Source organism: Butyrivibrio fibrisolvens, from assembly GCF_023206215.1.
GTDB lineage: Bacteria > Bacillota > Clostridia > Lachnospirales > Lachnospiraceae > Butyrivibrio > Butyrivibrio fibrisolvens_C.
The window spans coordinates 539952-558888 of record NZ_CP065800.1 but is presented as its reverse complement, the minus strand read 5'-3'; the positions used below and the strand labels follow the sequence as shown (position 1 = coordinate 558888).

Below are 18937 nucleotides of genomic sequence, written 5' to 3'. Positions count from 1 at the left end.
ATATAAGGAGGCAAGCAATGGTTATAGGTTTTATCGGACTTGGAAATATGGCTAAGGCCATGATTGGTGGCATCTTAAAGAAGGATATCGTATCCTGTGAAGATATAATCGGTTCAGCTGCTACTAAGAAGACCTGCGAGAAAGTAAGCGAGAAATTCGGGATTCAGACAAGAGATTCCAATCGCAAGGTAGCAAAGGAAGCAGATGTTATAATCCTTGCGGTTAAGCCTCAGTACTTCACTCAGGTCATTGCTGAGATAATGGATGATGTTGATGAAGACAAGCTTGTGATATCTATTGCTGCAGGTAAGACTCTTAAATGGATCGAAGGCGCTTTTGAAAAGAGGGTCAAGCTTATCCGTGTTATGCCTAATACACCTGCCCTTGTAGGCGAAGGATGTACAGCGGTTTGTCGTAACGAGCTTGTATCTGATGAAGAGCTTGCATTTGCCATGACTATATTCGAAAGCTTCGGACAGGCAAGTGTTGTCAATGAGAATCTTATGGACGTAGTAGGTGGTGTCAGCGGATCAAGCCCTGCATATGCCTTCATGTTCATAGAAGCTATGGCCGATGCTGCCGTAGAAGGCGGAATGCCAAGGAAGCAGGCTTATCAGTTTGCTGCACAGTCCCTTCTTGGAAGTGCCAAGATGGTACTTGAGACCGGCAAGCACCCCGGAGAACTCAAAGATATGGTATGTTCACCCGGAGGTACTACGATAGCAGCAGTTAGAGTCCTTGAAGAGAAGGGATTCAGAGGAGCTGTGATCGATGCTATCAAGGCCTGCATAGATAAGACTAAGCAGTTATAATATGTATAGCTCCCTGGCTAAGATACAGATAGATCTTAGCCGGGAAGTTATTTTACCAGCTGACCATAGAACAGGAGTTCCGGAGTTTCACTGTCAGTGAGGATCATATATGTAAACGGTTGATTAGCGATAAAATTTATTACTTCTCCCGGTTCTGCACATGTTTCGCTCATCATGACGGCCGTGGCAGCAGCTGCCTTGATGCCATTTTCATCAACTTCTATTTTGGTTTTCTGAATAATATCAGATATATACAGGTTCATCTCGCTGCTCATAAGAGAAAAGTCAGCATCTGATCCAAAGGCAGAATACGCGCCGCGTTCCTGGCAAAATGTTATAAGATCGTCATTACTAAATGTTGTTTCTGTTTCAAATTTTGGTATACATACATTGACATCTTCATAGGATGCTTCAGGTATTTTGGTCATCACATCTGTAGCGTCGCCTAGGATAAATACTGCATCTATCCCGCCATTCAAAGGTATTACAACGAATGTACAGTCACTATCCTCATAGTATTTATATGTATCTTCCTGATATATATAGTCTTTTTTTACTATATCTCCCTGAATAGTTGTAAAATCATCTGATCCCCCTTCATTAAAGCTTTCTGCCCAGGCTGTTTTTAGATATAAGGTATTGATCAGTACGAGATCTACAAGTGACAGATCGTCGCTGATGGAATCTATAAGTCCGTCTGTGCTATCCTTGATCCAGTTATTAACGGTATCAGTGATCTCGTCAGCAGATACGTTGCACGCAGTAGCATCAAAGTTCTTGGCTACATAGTTCATATAATCTTGTGAGAGTTCACCACTTGCACTTGTGGTGTTACGCCATATGGAATTCTCAAGTTCGAATGCACCATCAGGCTCTGAAGAGTTATCATCGAAGTCTTCTCTATTATCGTTATAATATGCCTTGTCCTCTTCTAACAACTTGTTAAAGTTGTCAATAGATCCGGTAACACCTGTATACCATGCTACAAGTTCTTCCATGTCATTAAATCCCATAGCATGAAGCAGTTCATCTTTGGTATCGTTATCAGCACCCGCGATTGCTAGTGCCATGGCGGCTCTAAAAGAAGTTGGGGATATCATGAAGTTCTCATCTTTTAGGCGGTTTTCGCTTATGTATTGTATGAGCGCAGTGTTAAAGTTTTCGCTACCGGCTAAGGTGGTATCTGCTGAAACATTTGACGGGTCATAGTCACTTGTGATATCCGGAACATTGGATAGATCGGTATCATTGAAGGTGGTTGAGCTTTTAGACTGATCATTGGCATCGGTGATATCTGTGGTATTTGAAGTGCTTTGAGTCTTGTTGTCCTCCATCGAAACAACAGGGCTGGAACATCCTGTTATAAGATTTGAAATTGCCAGGATTGTAAGGAATGATGATATTATTCTTTTTTTCATGAGTAGTCTCCTTTAACATATATTAGTAGCGAGTGCAGTAGTCATAAGATGTCAAAAGAAATTCTTGGCACATGCATCATTATATTTGCTTTACATTAGCATTATGGAATTATAGTCCTTATGATGCTTTCAATATATGAGACGGAGACAAGTGCATATAGGTCACAGTGAAAAAATAAAAAATAGAATCTATCCAATCTGTGGTTACTGCATCTGACTTGTTCGGCTGAAAATAAAGAGAATACAAATTAAGCCGGTCTTAATAATTCTAAAAAATGGTAATATAACTACATAAAAACCTTTAACTATATTATTGGGAAATGGCCCACAAAACCCTTTGAAATCAAGGTAAATCCAGACTGGAAGCCATTGCGCGGAAACTCCCGATTTGACAAAGCTGTGTCCAAATGTTAAGATGTCTCTTGTGGATTTTTAAAAGAAAATTAACAAAAAATCCATAAGAGGGACAAAGCTTATGAAAAGAAGAGAGCGAGTGTTCTTCTCACGAGCCTTTTGTTGTCAGCTTTAATGCTCACACCCGATTTGGGAATAACAGCAAAGGCCGGTGGGGTTGGTGTAGCTTCTGTGATTGGTGCATCCGATGAGGATGATCAGGATGAAATTGAAAAAGCGCAGGAATCAGCACAAGCTATTCAGGAGAACGCAGAGAAGACAGATGGTGCAGGTACATCATATGTCGCAGGGTACAGCTCAGATCTGGTCATGGCCAATGTCAGTAAGACACTAAATGTCAGAACCGAACCGAGCGATAGTGCGGAGAAAGCCGGAGTACTTTATAAGGACTGTGGCGGACGCATTCTGGAACAGAAGGACGGATGGACTAAAATAGAATCAGGTGATCTGGTAGGATGGGCAGATGATGATTATCTTCTCTTTGGAGAGGATGCTAAAGAGCTTGCTTCTGAAGTTGGAAGTGAAGTCATAACTGTAACTACCAATGCTCTTTATGTAAGAAGTGAGGCAACTACTTCTTCAGATTCTCTTGGAGTTATAACAAAGGGCGATCAGCTGGATATAATCGAAGATCTTGGAAATGGCTGGATCAGCGTTGAATACGACGATGAAGAAGGCTATGTACAGGCTAAATATGTAACTACGGATTTCAGACTTGATGCCGGAGAGACTCTTGCTGCTATCAAGCTTCGTGAAGAGGAAGCCAAGAAGGCCGAGATGACACGTCAGCGTGAAGCTGTACAGGCAGATGGCGATGAAGTTAAGCTCCTTGCTGCACTTATTCAGTGCGAAGCAGGCAACCAGCCATATGATGGCAAGGTAGGCGTCGGAGCAGTTGTTATGAACCGCGTCAAGAGTGCTGCATATCCTAATACAATATATGATGTTATCTACGCTTCAGGCCAGTTCACACCTGCCCTTAACGGCAAAGTGGCTGAGGTCTATAATAGCGGCAAGATAAGCGATAGCTGTATGCAGGCAGCGCAGGCTGCTATCAACGGTGAGACTACCGTAGGTGGAGCTACCCATTTTAAGCGTGTAGGTCACCACGACGGTGGTTACGTAATACAGGATCATGTATTCTGGTAAAACTAAATATTTATCCGGATGCTACATAAGCGACGGATCATGGCTCTCCTGCTAAGATGATGGCAGGGGAGTTTTTATATAACTCTCACTTGTATGCAGGCCAATCCAGGTAGCTTTAGTATATAAGCATTTGACATAGTCTACTATTTGGATTGATTGTATATTTTAGATATCTAATGTGCGAAAAGAGCAAATTAGAATATGCTAAAACTGACTTGTTATATATTTATCATAAGTACAGTTTAGGGTATACTATAGAAAACAGAGAGATTCCTGAAGCTGTCTTTTGGGAGAAAGGAGTTTTGCATGGAGATAAATATGGTTGTTGTCTGGCTGGTACTGCTTCTTGTATGTATCATAGTTGAAGCGGCAACAGCATCTCTTGTCAGCATCTGGTTTGCCTTTGGGTGCCTTGTTGCAGCTGTTATGGCTCAGATAGGAGTTCCGATATTTGCTCAGGTAGTTGCTTTTGCAATCGTATCAGCTCTTATCATGGCAGTGATAAGACCTATCGCCAAAGAGCATTTTGGTAATAAGACGGTTGAGACCAATGCAGGAAGCCTTGTAGGCAAGCGTGCAAGAGTAACATCTGATATAGACAATCAGCAAGGATTAGGCCAGGTCAATGTTGAAGGTATGGACTGGTCTGCAAGATCATCTTTTGACGAAGTTAAGATATCCGCCGGACAAACTGTTATAATAAAAGCTATTGACGGTGTAAAACTTATAGTAGAAAAAGTAAACACAAATTAAGGAGGAGAACTATGACAGGAATAGTAATCGCTATTATTTTAATCATCATCGTAATTCTTTTAGCATCATGCTTTAAGATCGTTCCACAGTCTTATGAATATGTAATTGAGAACCTTGGTACTTACAAATGTACCTGGAAGGCCGGAATTCATTTCCTTGTACCTTTCTTCGAAAGAGTTGCCAAGAGAGTCAACTTAAAAGAGCAGGTGTGTGACTTCCCACCTCAGCCCGTTATCACTAAGGATAATGTTACAATGCAGATCGACTCAGTAGTATTCTTCATGATCACAGATCCTAAGCTTTATACATATCGCGTAGAGAATCCGATCATGGCTATTGAGACTCTCACAGCTACAACACTTCGTAACATCATCGGTGATATGGAACTCGACCAGACACTTACAAGCCGTGAGACTATCAATACTCAGATGAGATCACTTCTTGATATTGCTACAGATCCTTGGGGCATCAAGGTTACAAGAGTAGAGCTTAAGAACATCAACCCTCCTGTTGCAATAAGAGATGCGATGGAGAAGCAGATGAAAGCAGAGCGTGAAAGACGTGAAGCTATCCTCCGTGCAGAAGGTGAGAAGAAGTCAACAGTCCTTGTAGCAGAAGGTAAGAAGGAATCACAGATCCTTGAAGCTGAAGCTAAGAAGCAGGCTACAATCCTTGCAGCTGAAGCTCAGAAGGAGAAAGAGATCCGCGAAGCAGAAGGTCGCGCTCAGGCTATCCGTGCCGTACAGGCTGCTAATGCAGAAGGTATCCGTATGATCAAAGAGGCAGGAGCTGACGAGTCAGTTCTTACTATCAAGTCTTTGGAGGCTTTTGAAAAGGCTGCCAACGGCAATGCTACCAAGATCATCATCCCTTCAGAAATCCAGGGTCTTGCAGGACTTGCAACCTCTTTCAAAGAGATCGTTAAGGATGATTCCAAGAAATGATCTGACATTGATGTAAGTATCATTCCATTATCAGTTAAATATTGATCTATTGTATAAAGGGTTTCAGGCTTAGGCTTGAAACCCTTTTTTGTGCTAATTATGTTGCCGGTTTCTTAAGGGGAATATAGAATCTGCCCGGTAGTAGTAAGGATATATTTTATGATAATGATAGAAGTACGAGGCAGAAATGGAATAATTTGCATATATGCAAATATAGAAATCTTCCGGTCCCTTGATGATATATTCAGTATAAATCAAGCGGACGGAGGTTTTTTATTATGGAAAAGGGAATAAAAAAGAATGAAGCACTTCTCTGGCTGGGCAGCTGGACTTCAAAATTTGGAAATATTGTATTTGACTATGCTAATAGTATAAGCATCGTAAGCTTTTTTGCCGGAAAGCCTATAGTACTGGCCTTATATCAAAGCTCAGAAACGATAATCCAGATCATATTCAATCTTGTGGGCGGAGTTAAGGCTGACAATGGCAATAGAAAAAGGCTTGTCGTAATAACGGATTTACTGGCGGCTCTTATATGCTTTGTCCTTAGCTTTTTGGTTGATTCCGGCAGGATGGCTATGGCTATAATAGCTGCCAATGCGCTTCTTGCCCTTGTATATGCCTTTAATTCACCAACTTATAAATCTCTTGTAAGGGAGATGATCTACAAAGATCGTATAGGCTTTTTTAATTCTATAGCTCATGCAGGAAGCGAGATCATAGGTATTACAGGCCCAATACTAAGTGTAGGGCTTGTAGCTGTTATAGGAACAAGGGGAGCTCTTTTGTTTGATGCTATGACATTTTTGGTATCAGCACTTCTTGAATGCTGTCTTGTAAGAGTTACGGATGCGCTGTCCAAAGGTAAGAGCAGTAATAATGTTTTTACAGATATAATCGAAGGAATAAAGTATCTTGTAAGCAAGAAGCAGATCTTCTTTTTGGTGATACTATCAGCTCTTGTTAATTTCTTCCTGGCAGGATACAATCTGCTACTGCCATATACGGATGTGATGTATAAGGGGGTCTTTGATAACTTCTATAGTAAAGCGCTTGCTATGGAAGCTGCCGGAGGGATACTTGGATCTATAGTTATCTCTAAAGCTGCTGACAGATTTAAGGATAATGTCTATATTATGATACTGTTTTTGTCAGGCACGGGTATTGCTATGCTGGCTGAACCAATAATAGCACCTTTACAGAATATGTATCTGTGCCTTATCCCTTTTGCGATATTTGGTATATCACTAACAGTTTTCAATATTATATTCATGTCACATGTTCAGGTATCAGTTGACGAGAACTTCCTTGGGAGGGTGTTCAGCATCATCTTCACTGTAGCAGTCTTGTTCATGCCTGTAGGATCATTTTCTTTTTCTGCTTTTGTAGATGCTAAGAGTGTGGGAAGCTTTGCAATAGTCGGAGGCGGCATAGTGATCTTATCACTTATGAGCATTTTCATATTGAAGGCTATCGAAAGAAGAAATGGATAATGGCGAAGATATAATAAACTGCACCGTCTAAGCAGGAAGTCTGCAAATATATGAAATTCTTAGTATGGGGGAGTTTGATTTGTAATAAAAAGAACACCATAGTATAAAATGAAACCTTTTTTGGAGTGAGCATTTTCTATATTCTTTATATAAAAATAGTAAAGCTGTATGCAGGGGAGAATGCACTCATGATAAAAAAGAGATACTTGTTATTTATAGGACTTGTGGCACTTATTGGGATTGCTGTTGGATGCGGAAAAAGTAAAGTTAAGATTAAAGATTTCCACACAGACATCTTTGGAGATAACGTTTATATTTTTTCTCCGGAAGATGATATGTCTAAAGTGCAGGAAACTCTTGATAAGATATATGAAAAGCAGGAGACAGCGCAGTTTGATAATGCGCGCTATGCCATATATTTTATGCCCGGATCCTATGAGGTATCTACAAGTGCAGGTTTCTATACTCAGATAGCAGGACTTGGCATGCTTCCTACAGATACTAAGATATCTGCTATCAATACTTATGCAAGGTGGCTTTCGGATGACCCTTCTAATCACAACGCAACTTGTAATTTCTGGCGAAGCATTGAGAATGTTGAGATCACGTCAGATGTAGTGTGGGCTGTGTCTCAGGCAACTGGTATGAGAAGAGTTCAGGTAGATGGGAACCTTACTCTTCATGATGAATACGGCTGGGCAAGCGGAGGATTTCTTGCAGATTCCAGGATTGAAGGGATAGTGGATTCCGGAAGTCAGCAGCAGTGGCTGTCTAGGAATAACAGCTATAAAGGATGGACAGGTCAGAACTGGAACATTGTAATGGCTGGTGACAATGCATCTGGAGTGCCGGATAAGACGTGGCCTGAAGCTGCTTATACCGTAGTAGATACTACAAAAGTGGTTAGAGAAAAGCCATTCCTTGTATATGATGACAAGGACGGCTTTGGAGTCTATGTGCCTGATTGGAAGAACGACAGCGCATCTTATGGCTGGGAGAAGGATACTAATGAGGGCAAGGTCCTTCCTATTAGTGATTTTTATATTGCAAAAGAAAAAACAGATAATGCAGATACCATAAACAAGGCTCTTTCTGAGGGCAAAAGTATTATTTTCACTCCTGGAATATATAAACTTGATAAGGCTATTAATATTAAAAACTCAGGGACTATCCTTCTTGGAATGGGCCTTGCAACGCTTAGATCCGCAAATGGAAACGAATGCATTGTATCGGATAATGCTGATGATCTGATACTTGCAGGACTTCTTGTAGATGCAGGTATAAGTGAATCTGATAACCTAGTTCATCTTGGCCAAAAAGATGGTGCCAAGCCGTCCCTTCTATGCGATATGTACTTTAGAGTCGGCGGTATTCCATCAGACAGACCTTGTAAGACTAAGGCATGCATCACTATAGATCTTGATAATACAGTGGGTGACAATCTATGGGTATGGAGAGCTGATCATGGTGACAATGTTGGCTGGGATCGTAATACCTGCGAGAACGGTATCATCATAAACGGCGACAATGTCACTATGTATGCTCTTATGGTGGAGCACTTTAACGGATATCAGACGCTGTGGAACGGTAACGGCGGAACCTGCATCATGTATCAAAGTGAGGTTCCTTATGATGTTCCTGACAAAAAGCAGTGGATTAATCCTGACGGGAAAAGATTCGGCTACGCGTCCTTCAAGGTTTCTGATGATGTTACATCCTTCTATGCGGCAGGTCTGGGTGTATATCTATACAATAGGGATAATTCTATTCCTATGTACTGTGCAATGGAGGTTCCGGATATAGAGGGAGTGCATGTACACAACATCATAACCGCTTATCTTAACGGATTCCCCGGTATGAAATGTGTTATTAATGAGGCCGGAGATTCTATCATCAGTCCCAGTCAGACATCCAAGATACTTGACTACGAAAACGGGCAGTGGAGATGATCCACTGCCTTTGGCTGCTTCAGATATTTAATTGAACTTCCCACTTGAACGAACCAGTATCCCCAAAGTCTTTACAGGGATAGGCAGTATATAAATCATTTCCACACTGTTAATCATTTTATGAATTCATGGCATGATATCTGTAGTTTTTTATTCAGGGGTCTGAAACTCGCTGCGCTCAGACATGCAGACCCCTGGCAGAATAAAAATCTCCATCTATCACGCTCACGAATTCTATAAAATGATTAAAAAGTGTGGAAATAATTTATATACTGCCTATCCCTGTAAAGGCTTTTGGGATGCTAGTTCGTCCAAGTGGGAAGTTCGAGTAATCAAATATAGTCGGTCATATCCTTGCGATAGTTTTGGGCTAGGTTGATGCAGCCTAGGTAGTCGTAGATTTTGATTGCTTCTTCCATGATTTCTTTGCCTCTGGTTTTATCTTCCCATTTGTATGTATACATGCCTAGTAAGAAGTGGTAGAGGTTTCGCTCATATAGTTTGGTTTCATCGGAGATTAGAGCGGGTATGTTGTCTTTATAGTAGGTGGCGGCGTCTTTGCTGTTTCTATAGACACAGGTTTCGAAGATGTTTAATAGCACTATAGTTGCGAGGTTTTTGTTGGCGCCTGTTTTTGTGACTTTGGTTAAAACTTCTGTGCCCATCTTGTGGAGAAGAGGGATGTCTATGAACATGTAGATGTTGCCGATCAGTATCAGTTCATAGATATTCCATTCATCTGTTACGAAGAGGTAGTCTGCAATCTCACGTTCATATTCTTTTGGAAAAGGAATGCTTCTGTCACATTTACAGATAAAGCTCTGAGCCAGGATCATATTTAAATGGTATTGGTATACAGATGGATTGCTGCTATATTTCTCTTTTTGTTCTTTATATAAACTTCTGAATCCTTCTATATCTCTTTCATACTCAAGTTTTGATAATTTGGACATGAATTCGATTGTTTCTGACTTTTGATGGCCGTTAAGAGCGCTGAAGAATTCACCGGGTTCTGTCTGTATATTTTTAAGGGCCGATATAAATTTTGATATAGACAGATCTGCCTGCCCTCTTTCAAAACGAGACAGTTGTGACATGGACACGTTTTCATCTGAGGCCTGTTTAAGGCTTATGTGATTATTGATTCTTAGTTCACGAAAGGTTCTTCCTATTTCTGAAAGACTTTTCATAAAAATCTCCTATATTTATGTGATTTTGGTCATAGTAATAGATTTCGAGGTTACAGCTTTTATAGATTGGATAGTTTGAGTTTCAAAGAAACGGAACAATCCGGTAGTCATATGGTGTCAAAAGTAACTTTTGACACCTACCTCATAATATATTATACACGGCGTAAAATCAGGTTTTTATAATTGATCGATCATGAGAAAAACAAAGGTGTGATCTTTTGCATATTTTGTAAATAAATATACATGTAGGGGTTGTTAAAAGTATAATTATGCATTATAATCTTTAATATCTTACAAACGATTTGGCTTTTAGAGATGAAAGGAACAGAGGTTATGGCAGAGATTAACTTACATGGCAGGGATTTTTTGAAACTTTTGGATTTTACTCCCGAGGAGATTGAATATTTATTAGATTTGGCAGCAGACTTTAAGGACAAGAAACAAAAAGGTATTCCTCATAATGAATACCCGACCAAGAATGTTGCTCTTATTTTTGAGAAAACATCAACTCGTACAAGGTGCTCGTTTGAAGTGGCAGCCCATGATCTTGGAATGGGTTCTACTTATCTTGAGCCGACGGGTTCTCAGATAGGTCATAAAGAGAGTATTGCTGATACAGCGAGGGTTCTTGCAAGCATGTATGATGGAATAGAATACAGGGGTTTTGATCAGGAGATAGTGGAGACTCTTGCCAAGTACTCCAAGGTTCCTGTTTGGAACGGCCTTACCAATGAATTCCATCCAACTCAGATGCTGGCAGATCTTCTTACTATAAGGGAACACTTCGGGTATCTAAAAGATATACATCTGTGCTATCTTGGGGATGCCAGGTACAATACTGGTAACTCTCTAATGGTTGCTTGTGCCAAGATGGGTATGCATTTTACTGCTGTTTCTAATAAGAAGTATTTTCCTTCAGAAGATCTTATAAATACATGCAAAGATATTGCAAAAGAAACAGGTGCTGTTATCGACTTCTCAGAAGATGTTATGGCCGCTACTAAGGGCGCAGATGTTATCGCAACTGATATCTGGGTATCTATGGGCGAGCCTGAAGAGGTATGGGAAGAGCGTATCAAGGACTTATCTCCGTATGCTGTTAACAGTAAGGTTATGGCTAATGCGGGTGATAAGGCGGTATTTATGCACTGTCTTCCTTCATATCACGACCTTAATACCAAGATGGGTCAGAAGATCAAGGACAAATATGGGCTTGATGAGATGGAAGTTACAGATGAAGTGTTTGAATCTGAGCAGTCACTGGTATTCCAGGAAGCCGAGAACAGAATGCACACTATCAAGGCGGTTATGTACGCGACGATCTGATATTTAGTAGGTGATCTATTATTAGAATTATAAAAAAATCCCCTATAAGCGAAGTTGCTTATAGGGGATTTTTGCGTATAATTTTAATGGGATATAGAAGTACATCCGTGTACTTCTAAGAATATCCTAGTTACATCCTGTAACAGGGATATAGAAGTACATCCCTGTACTTCAGTTAAAAGAGGTTTTTAACATGCTTGAGATGACAGAAGATAGGATTAGATCTATGCTTACTACAAAGTGGGCTGGACAGAATCTTTATGTAAAGAAGGAAACCGGTTCGACCAATGATGATGCCAAAGAGGCCGGGCAAAAGGGTGAAGACCATGGAACGCTTATAGTTGCTGATATGCAGACTAAGGGACGTGGGAGGAATGGCAGGTACTGGCATACTCCTAAGGAGAAGAATATAGCAATGAGCCTTCTTCTTCATCCTGAGTTTCCGCCTGCCAAGGCACCTGAACTTACTATAGTAATGGGACTTGCCCTTGCTCAGGGTATAGAAGAGGTATGCGGGCATAAGGTAGGTATCAAGTGGCCCAATGATATAGTTCTTGATAAGCATAAGCTTTGTGGGATCCTTACTGAGATGTATCTTCATGATGGCAGATGTGATGTGGTTATAGGTGTGGGCATCAATGTCAATCAGGAGACTTTTGCACCGGATATAGCGGACATGGCCGGATCTCTTTTCACACAGACTGGTATAGAGTATGATAGGAATGAAGTTATCGCTAAGGTGATGAACGCTTTTGAGAAAGATTATGAACTCTTTTTGGAAAATGAGAATCTTAAGTCCCTTAAGGATAGCTATGAAGCTCATCTTCTTAACAAGGGAGAAACTGTCAGAGTCCTTGATCCAAAGGGTGAGTATCAGGGAACAGCTCTTGGCATAACTGATACGGGTGAACTGATTGTAGCAAGAGAAGATGGAAATAAGGCTATTATAAATGCAGGCGAAGTCTCGGTCAGAGGCTTGTACGGATATGTATGATTATAATGTCAGTCCTTTTCAGTATAGGCTTTAAGGGTAGAACGCAGCTCAGGTGCTAACATTGAGTATAAATAAAAAATGTATAGGAGACCATTATGAACAAAAAACTGGTTCTTGTAGTAGATATTGGAAATACAAATTTTACATTCGGAGCTTTTGAAGGCAAAGAGCAGAAGGCAACCTTCCGCATGATGTCTCAGAATGCGTGCACTTCTGATGAGTATGGAATACAGCTTATCGCAATGCTAAGTGCTAATGGCATTAACAAAGAGGACATTGAAGGTATAATCGTTGCAAGTGTTGTACCTCAGGTGATGCATGCATTCATATCAGCACTTATCAAGTATATAGGAATAAGGCCTTATATAGTAGGCCCTGGGATCAAGACAGGCATCAAGATCACAACAGAGAATCCCAAGGAGATCGGTCCTGACCTTATAGTTGATGCTGTTGCGGGATTTGAGCTTTATGGCGGACCTGTCATGGTCATAGACTTTGGAACAGCTACTACATATGAGATCATCAATGAAAAGGGTGAGTTCTTCACAGGTGTCATCTCTCCAGGTATCAGGATCTCTGCCAAGGCTCTTTGGCAGGATACAGCCAAGCTTCCTGAGATCGAGATCAGGAAACCTGCATCAATACTTGCCAAGGAGACTATCTCCAGCATGCAGGCAGGACTTATGTATGGACAAATCGGTCAGACCAAGTATATAATAAGCCGCATGAAAGAAGAGTCAGGTCTGTCTGATATGAAAGTTGTAGCAACAGGCGGACTTGGAAGAGTACTTGTGGATGATATACCGGAGATAGATGTATACAATCCCGCGCTTACTCTTGAAGGACTCAGGATATTATATGAAAAAAACAGAAAAGTAAAACCTACAGAAAGCGATTATGAGGATAATGCAAATTAAAAAAGATAATCGATTTGATGTGGTAAGTGGCATTATTTTTACTTTGGCCACAAGGTTTTGATATGTTCATAGGGCTTTTGATAAGTTCTATACAAAGAGGAATGTTATGAGTAATAAAGATTTTGAACAAAATGATGATAATGTAAATTCTGAAGGAATGTCTCCAGATCAGGTGGATGAAGAGATTCATTCTGAAACTCTTGAGGGCAAGAAGAGAAAGCCTCAGCACCTTATTATCAATAAGGAGAGCGGTAAGGTAATAAATGCTGAAACAGGTGAAGAGGTTCAGTCTATTGATATCGTGACCGAGGACGGAATGCTTGGCTCTGTATCATCAACCGGTAGGATCGTCCTGTGTGGTGCTAATGCTTATGAGGAAAAATATTACTTCAATCCTCTTTTTAGAAAGGTCCCTGAAAGTATTCAGAAGGAACTACGCATTATCTGCGTACTTTATACTCAGAATGCAGGCGGTGTCTTCACTATAGAGTTTGAAGAAGACGGAACTATCACCATGGAGACCAATGCTGATGAAGAGGATATTACATATGACGAAGTCAGCGCCGGTCTTCTTATAGGAGAGATCAGAAGACAGCGTCAGGATCTTTTCAGGGCACTTGAGACTTATTACAAGGTTATAGTGCTCCATCATGATATATCAGAGCTTTTAAACGAAGATGAAACGGATGATGAGGACTAAAGGAGGTTAAAGCTTGAAAGTGTTCCACTTTCAAACCCAAATTGGTGTAGCTAGCTCCACCAATTTGAACCATTAGTCACTCGCTTTGCTCGCGACATGAGGTTAAGAATGCAGTATTATCACAAGTTACAGATTGGTAATGTAACTATTCCTAATAATATAATCTTAGGCCCTATGGCAGGTGTATCAGACCTGCCATTTCGTTTGCTGTGCCATGAGCAGGGTGCAGGGCTTGTATGCATGGAGATGGTATCCGGTAAGGCTATTACCTATAAGAACAAAAAGACCGGAGATCTTATGGAGATCCATGAAGGCGAGCATCCTGTATCACTCCAGCTCTTCGGATCAGAGCCTGATACTATGGCCAGGGCTGTTACTATGATAAAGGATCGTCCTTATGACATACTTGATATCAATATGGGATGTCCTGTTCCCAAGGTTGTATCTAACGGTGAAGGCTCAGCACTTATGAAAAGTCCATCTTTAATAGAAGAACTGGTAAGAAGTGTAAAAAGCGCCACAGACAGGCCGGTAACTGTTAAGATTCGAAAAGGATTTACCGATAAAAGTGTCAACGCTGTAGAGTGCGCTCTTGCAGCCCAGCAAGGCGGAGCAGATGCAGTAGCTGTTCATGGAAGAACCAGGGAGCAGTACTATAGCGGCAAGGCAGACTGGACTATTATAGCTAAAGTTAAAGAAGCTCTGAGTATACCTGTAATAGGTAACGGAGATATTGTAGATGCAGAATCTGCCAAGCGTATGATAGATGAGACAGGGTGCGATGGCATTATGGTAGCAAGAGCTGCTCAAGGTAATCCCTGGATATTCAGAGAGATAGCTGCAGGACTTAAGGGTGACCCTATCCCGGACAGACCTTCCAAGCATGAAGTATATGACATGATCATGCGTCATGCTGATCTTCAGCTTCAGTACAAGGGCGAGTATATCGGCATAAGAGAGATGAGAAAGCATGTCTCATGGTATACGACAGGATATCCCAATTCCGCCAAGCTAAGAGATGCAGTCAATGCCATGGAAGATATGGATAGTTTAAGGAAGGCTTGCAGGGACGTCTTTTTGGCAGAATAAGTTTAAAAATGCAGGGAATATAGTTTAGGACTTATTCAATCCCAGACTGATCGCGGGATGGTGTTTTATCGGCAAAAAGAAAAATCCTATTGCGTTTTGAAATATATTCCCATCTTTGACAGTTTGGAATAACAAAAAGTCTCGTAACCCTCATATATAGAGGCATAGCGAGACTTTTTTCTTCGTTTTAAAGTATAGTAATTTCTATCTTCCTTTACTGTTTTTTTGAATTGTTTTCATTTGACTTTTGGTGATGAACTCAAAGTCTGTTCTGAAACCGCAGGCTTCATGGAGATTATCGGTTAGTTTTGTTCTCTGATATGTTGGTATATAGCCTTGTTCTTTGATTCCTGCAAAGTTCATTTCTTTTAGTGTGCTGAGTATATCATTACAAGTGTATCTGCTATCAATGCGTTTTTCTAAATATCTATAGATGATTAGAGCAAGAAAACAAGTAAGAAAGTGTGCTTTAATCCTAACATCATTCTGAAGAAATACAGGTCTTGCTTCAAAATCTGTTTTCATAATCCTGAAACATTCCTCTATCTCCCAGCGACCTTCACTGACTTTCAATATATCGCTTACAGGATCATCTAGAAGATCTGTTGAAACAGCATACATGCCATCGTAAAGAGATTCCTGTTCAATCTTGTCTGTATCAAGGTAATTATGTATGTTTGCAGCTTCTCCGCTATCGGTTACAGCAATCTTGCCGATAAAACGTGCCGGATCGTTGGGATTTTTCCTGTTCCGTTTTGTTGAACCAGAATCGATAAGTTTCTGCGCACGTTCCACCTGTGACTCACGGATTGCTTTCTGATACTTGGCAAACTTTGGAGAATAGGTGACTATAAGACGTTGATGGAGTTTCTTGGGAGTGTAGGGTTCTTCTTTGTAGTATAAATCAGTATCATCATCAGATAGTTTTGATATATCTACAAGAGTATCGTCTGATAATCTTTTGAAGCCTTCGCCATCTAATGCCCATTTTTTATCTTCAGCGTTAAGCTTCTTGATGGACTGAGTCACGATAAATGCCCGTTCACCCATGTGGTTGTAGTTCCTTATCTTCTCTGAACCAAGCCCTGCATCACTACAATATATGAATTTTTGGCATCCGAATTCAGACAGTACTTTTTCTTCAAGAGGCTTAAGCGAAGTCTGCTCATTGGCATTGCCTGGAAACAACGAAAAAGCTAAAGGAATACCGTCACCGTCCATAAACATACCCATTTGTATGATTGGATTTGGGCGGTGTTCTTTACTCTTGCCATATTTCTTATCGCCGTCTTCCTGCTCAATCTCAAAGTAGTAATTAGTGCAATCGTAGAAGAGGATTTTGTCATTTCTTTTGCCAATAAGATGGCTGTTTTTATAAACCTCGGATTGAATGAATTCACATTCATTTCCAAGAACATCAATGCGCGGTATATATCATGAAGTTTATATGTTGGCTTTTCTAAGAATTCAGAAGCTACTTTAAATGAAGATCTTTTACTTGATGGTTCAAGAATTCTTGCGAAAATCATGTCCGAAAGAATAGCATTGATATCGTACTTGAACTTATATTTATCTCTAAGTTTTCTGCAGGTTTTATCTAATGCCAGGGAATAGTAAATGTATTGAAGGAATAGGTATCCTCCGCGGTGAAGTACTTGCTGATTATAATCGAGCTGTCTGTTGGCATGGAATGTTATCTGGACAGACTTCGATTGCTGGTCTTCTTTATATTTCAGTGTTTCGAGTCTTGCTTCCTCTTTAGCCCATGCCATAACATCATCTCTTGTTGGCCCGTGTTCTTTTATTAGTTCCTGTAAGGTTCCAAGTTTTCTGATAATCGTAGAAGTGTTGATACCTTTATCATTGATATACCCTTTAGAAATGTAGAATGATTCGGCGTTTTTGGATTTAGATGTTATCACTCTCATATGCAAAACCTCCACACCTTATTATAACACACATTGCGATACATTGCGATAGTATAACACCATAAAATTGACATAAAAAATACAGACCTTAAGCGGTCTGTAAGGTATTATTATTTTATTGAACTGTCAAACTACCGAGCCTAAAGATGAATATTGAAATAGATACCATTCCTTTGCTGCTCAAAGTGATGCTATAATATGGGTAGTTGGTGGAAAGGAATACGCAGAAGATGATACTAAATAACAGACAATTGCCTGTTGGCATTCAGAGTTTCGAAAAGCTTATAGATAATAACAATCTATATGTTGATAAAACTGAATATGTATATCGATTGGTTCATACAGGCATGCCATATTTCTTGAGTCGTCCTCGTCGCTTTGGTAAGAGCCTTCTCCTTTCCACAATGAAGGCGTATTGGGAAGGCAAAAAGGAACTCTTTAAAGGTTTGAAAATTGAGGAACTTGAAAGAGATAATCCTGATGCCTGGCAACCCTACCCGGTTTTTTATTTTGATTTTAACAAAGCTAATTTTGCAGAAGATGGAGCCTTGGAGGCAATACTTGAGGTCCAGCTTCAGGAATGGGAGAAATTATACGGAGAAACATCAAAAAAGGTGCCTCTTGGTGCCAGATTTGGTCTGCTTTTAAAGGCGGCTTTTGAAAAAACTGGCAAGCGCTGCGTTGTTCTTGTAGATGAATATGATAAGCCACTGCTTGAGACAATGGATAACAAGCAATTGGTAGAACACAATAAAGCTGTTTTCAAGGGATTCTTCTCTGTTTTAAAGAGTGAGGATGCGCATATCCAGTTTGTTTTTATTACTGGTGTTACAAAGTTCAGTAAGGTTAGTATATTTAGTGATATTAATCAGCTCATGGATATCTCTATGAGCATGGACTATGCAGATATCTGCGGTATAACAGAGAAAGAGATTAGGGATAACTTTGGGCCTGAAGTTGAGAATCTTGCTAAGGAACAGGACTTAACCACAGAGGAATGTCTTGAAAAACTAAAGCTGGAATATGACGGTTATCATTTCCATCAAAAAGGAAGCGGCGTTTATAATCCCTATAGCCTTTTGAATGCATTATTTAACAGAGAATTTGATTCATATTGGTTTGAGACTGGCACTCCGACTTTTTTGGTAAAAAGACTACGAAATATGAATTTCGATGTCAGGAAATTCAATGATAAAACCCTTTACGCTACCAAAGATATGCTAAAGGATTACAGAGATGATAATCCTGATGTTGTTCCGCTTTTATATCAGAGTGGTTATCTGACTCTCATAGATTATAATATAAGAGATCAGTCATATACGCTGGGATTTCCTAATAATGAAGTACAATATGGATTCTTTAAAAGTCTGCTACCGGTATACGTTGGAGATGCAGGCACTGGAACAGGAAAAGATATCTTATCTTTGAAAAATCATATAGAAGCAGGAGATTTGGATGATATAAAAAAGGTATTTATGGCTATCTTTGCAGGAATTCCATATTCTTCAAATGATGATCCTTTTGAGCATGATTTCCAATCAGTTTTTTATATAACACTTACATTACTTGGACAGTATGTACGTCTTGAGCAGCATACAAACGCTGGAAGAATAGACTGTACAGTAGAAACCAATAATTATGTCTACCTCTTTGAGTTCAAACGAGATGACAGTGCTGATAATGCCTTAAAACAGATAGACGATATGCACTATGCTGATACTTATGCGGCAGATAAAAGAACGTTGTATAAGATTGGAGTAAGTTTTGACTCTGAAACTCGTCAGATGGCTGAATGGAAGGTAAAGGCATAATCTACTAAAACCAAAATGGCCATAAATAAATGAGTAGCGATCCCAAGCGT

14 protein-coding genes and 1 pseudogene are annotated in these 18937 nt (G+C 40.1%); 12 read left to right on the top strand and 3 right to left on the bottom strand.

Features of this window, described 5'->3' with window-relative positions:
• Positions 1–17: 17 nt before the first annotated feature.
• Positions 18–812, top strand: coding sequence for a pyrroline-5-carboxylate reductase (gene proC, locus I7804_RS02285; protein ID WP_022753845.1), 795 nt, complete (start codon positions 18–20; stop codon positions 810–812).
• A 47-nt stretch (positions 813–859) separates the two neighbouring features.
• On the opposite strand, the gene I7804_RS02280 is transcribed toward proC, so the two are convergent.
• A complete protein-coding gene (locus I7804_RS02280) occupies positions 860–2230 on the bottom strand; it encodes a serpin family protein (protein WP_248404740.1) in 1371 nt (456 codons plus the stop codon).
• Between the two features lie 543 nt (positions 2231–2773).
• Here I7804_RS02280 and I7804_RS02275 point away from each other — a divergent pair.
• The 5 genes from I7804_RS02275 to I7804_RS02255 all read left to right on the top strand — a co-directional run bounded on the left by I7804_RS02275 (position 2774) and on the right by I7804_RS02255 (position 8932).
• Complete coding sequence (locus tag I7804_RS02275; protein ID WP_248404738.1) at positions 2774–3793, top strand: SH3 domain-containing protein; 1020 nt, start codon at positions 2774–2776, stop codon at positions 3791–3793.
• Between the two features lie 306 nt (positions 3794–4099).
• Positions 4100–4546, top strand: a complete 447-nt coding sequence (locus I7804_RS02270; RefSeq protein WP_248404737.1) for an NfeD family protein — start codon at positions 4100–4102, stop codon at positions 4544–4546.
• An 11-nt stretch (positions 4547–4557) separates the two neighbouring features.
• A complete protein-coding gene (locus I7804_RS02265; RefSeq protein ID WP_022753842.1) occupies positions 4558–5490 on the top strand; it encodes an SPFH domain-containing protein in 933 nt (310 codons plus the stop codon).
• A 278-nt stretch (positions 5491–5768) separates the two neighbouring features.
• Positions 5769–6983 (top strand): MFS transporter, encoded by a 1215-nt coding sequence (locus I7804_RS02260; RefSeq protein WP_248404735.1) that lies wholly within the window; start codon positions 5769–5771, stop codon positions 6981–6983.
• Between the two features lie 188 nt (positions 6984–7171).
• Positions 7172–8932, top strand: coding sequence for a sialidase (locus I7804_RS02255; protein WP_248404733.1), 1761 nt, complete (start codon positions 7172–7174; stop codon positions 8930–8932).
• 332 nt (positions 8933–9264) lie between these two features.
• Here the strand turns inward: I7804_RS02255 and I7804_RS02250 are convergent, their stop codons facing one another.
• Positions 9265–10122, bottom strand: a complete 858-nt coding sequence (locus I7804_RS02250) for an Rgg/GadR/MutR family transcriptional regulator (protein ID WP_248404731.1) — start codon at positions 10120–10122, stop codon at positions 9265–9267.
• A gap of 342 nt (positions 10123–10464) precedes the next feature.
• Between I7804_RS02250 and argF the strand changes: the two genes are divergently transcribed.
• The 5 genes from argF to dusB all read left to right on the top strand — a co-directional run bounded on the left by argF (position 10465) and on the right by dusB (position 15148).
• Complete coding sequence (gene argF / locus I7804_RS02245) at positions 10465–11448, top strand: ornithine carbamoyltransferase (protein WP_248405928.1); 984 nt, start codon at positions 10465–10467, stop codon at positions 11446–11448.
• Positions 11449–11641: 193 nt separating this feature from the next.
• Positions 11642–12442, top strand: coding sequence for a biotin--[acetyl-CoA-carboxylase] ligase (locus I7804_RS02240; RefSeq protein WP_248404729.1), 801 nt, complete (start codon positions 11642–11644; stop codon positions 12440–12442).
• A gap of 107 nt (positions 12443–12549) precedes the next feature.
• Positions 12550–13359, top strand: a complete 810-nt coding sequence (locus I7804_RS02235) for a type III pantothenate kinase (RefSeq protein WP_027204350.1) — start codon at positions 12550–12552, stop codon at positions 13357–13359.
• Positions 13360–13465: 106 nt separating this feature from the next.
• Positions 13466–14059, top strand: coding sequence for a DUF6145 family protein (locus I7804_RS19065; RefSeq protein ID WP_331477843.1), 594 nt, complete (start codon positions 13466–13468; stop codon positions 14057–14059).
• Positions 14060–14155: 96 nt separating this feature from the next.
• Positions 14156–15148: a tRNA dihydrouridine synthase DusB gene (gene dusB / locus I7804_RS02225; protein WP_248404727.1), complete on the top strand. Its 993-nt coding sequence runs from the start codon at positions 14156–14158 to the stop codon at positions 15146–15148.
• Positions 15149–15352: 204 nt separating this feature from the next.
• Here the strand turns inward: dusB and I7804_RS19235 are convergent.
• Positions 15353–17076 (bottom strand): annotated as a pseudogene (locus tag I7804_RS19235) (IS1634 family transposase).
• A gap of 230 nt (positions 17077–17306) precedes the next feature.
• Between I7804_RS19235 and I7804_RS02215 the strand changes: the two are divergent.
• The gene (locus tag I7804_RS02215) at positions 17307–18887 is read left to right on the top strand and encodes an ATP-binding protein (RefSeq protein WP_248404725.1); all 1581 of its coding nucleotides are present in this window, start codon (positions 17307–17309) and stop codon (positions 18885–18887) included.
• Positions 18888–18937: the final 50 nt, after the last annotated feature.

Bases quoted from the DNA above. Each gene is read 5' to 3' on its own strand.
- I7804_RS02280 (WP_248404740.1), bottom strand. From the start codon at position 2,230: ATGAAAAAAAGAATAATATCATCATTCCTTACAATCCTGGCAATTTCA.
- I7804_RS02260 (WP_248404735.1), top strand. From the start codon at position 5,769: ATGGAAAAGGGAATAAAAAAGAATGAAGCACTTCTCTGGCTGGGCAGC.
- I7804_RS02270 (WP_248404737.1), top strand. From the start codon at position 4,100: ATGGAGATAAATATGGTTGTTGTCTGGCTGGTACTGCTTCTTGTATGT.
- dusB (WP_248404727.1), top strand. From the start codon at position 14,156: ATGAGGTTAAGAATGCAGTATTATCACAAGTTACAGATTGGTAATGTA.
- I7804_RS02265 (WP_022753842.1), top strand. From the start codon at position 4,558: ATGACAGGAATAGTAATCGCTATTATTTTAATCATCATCGTAATTCTT.
- I7804_RS02215 (WP_248404725.1), top strand. From the start codon at position 17,307: ATGATACTAAATAACAGACAATTGCCTGTTGGCATTCAGAGTTTCGAA.
- I7804_RS02240 (WP_248404729.1), top strand. From the start codon at position 11,642: ATGCTTGAGATGACAGAAGATAGGATTAGATCTATGCTTACTACAAAG.
- I7804_RS02250 (WP_248404731.1), bottom strand. From the start codon at position 10,122: ATGAAAAGTCTTTCAGAAATAGGAAGAACCTTTCGTGAACTAAGAATC.
- proC (WP_022753845.1), top strand. From the start codon at position 18: ATGGTTATAGGTTTTATCGGACTTGGAAATATGGCTAAGGCCATGATT.
- I7804_RS02255 (WP_248404733.1), top strand. From the start codon at position 7,172: ATGATAAAAAAGAGATACTTGTTATTTATAGGACTTGTGGCACTTATT.
- I7804_RS19065 (WP_331477843.1), top strand. From the start codon at position 13,466: ATGAGTAATAAAGATTTTGAACAAAATGATGATAATGTAAATTCTGAA.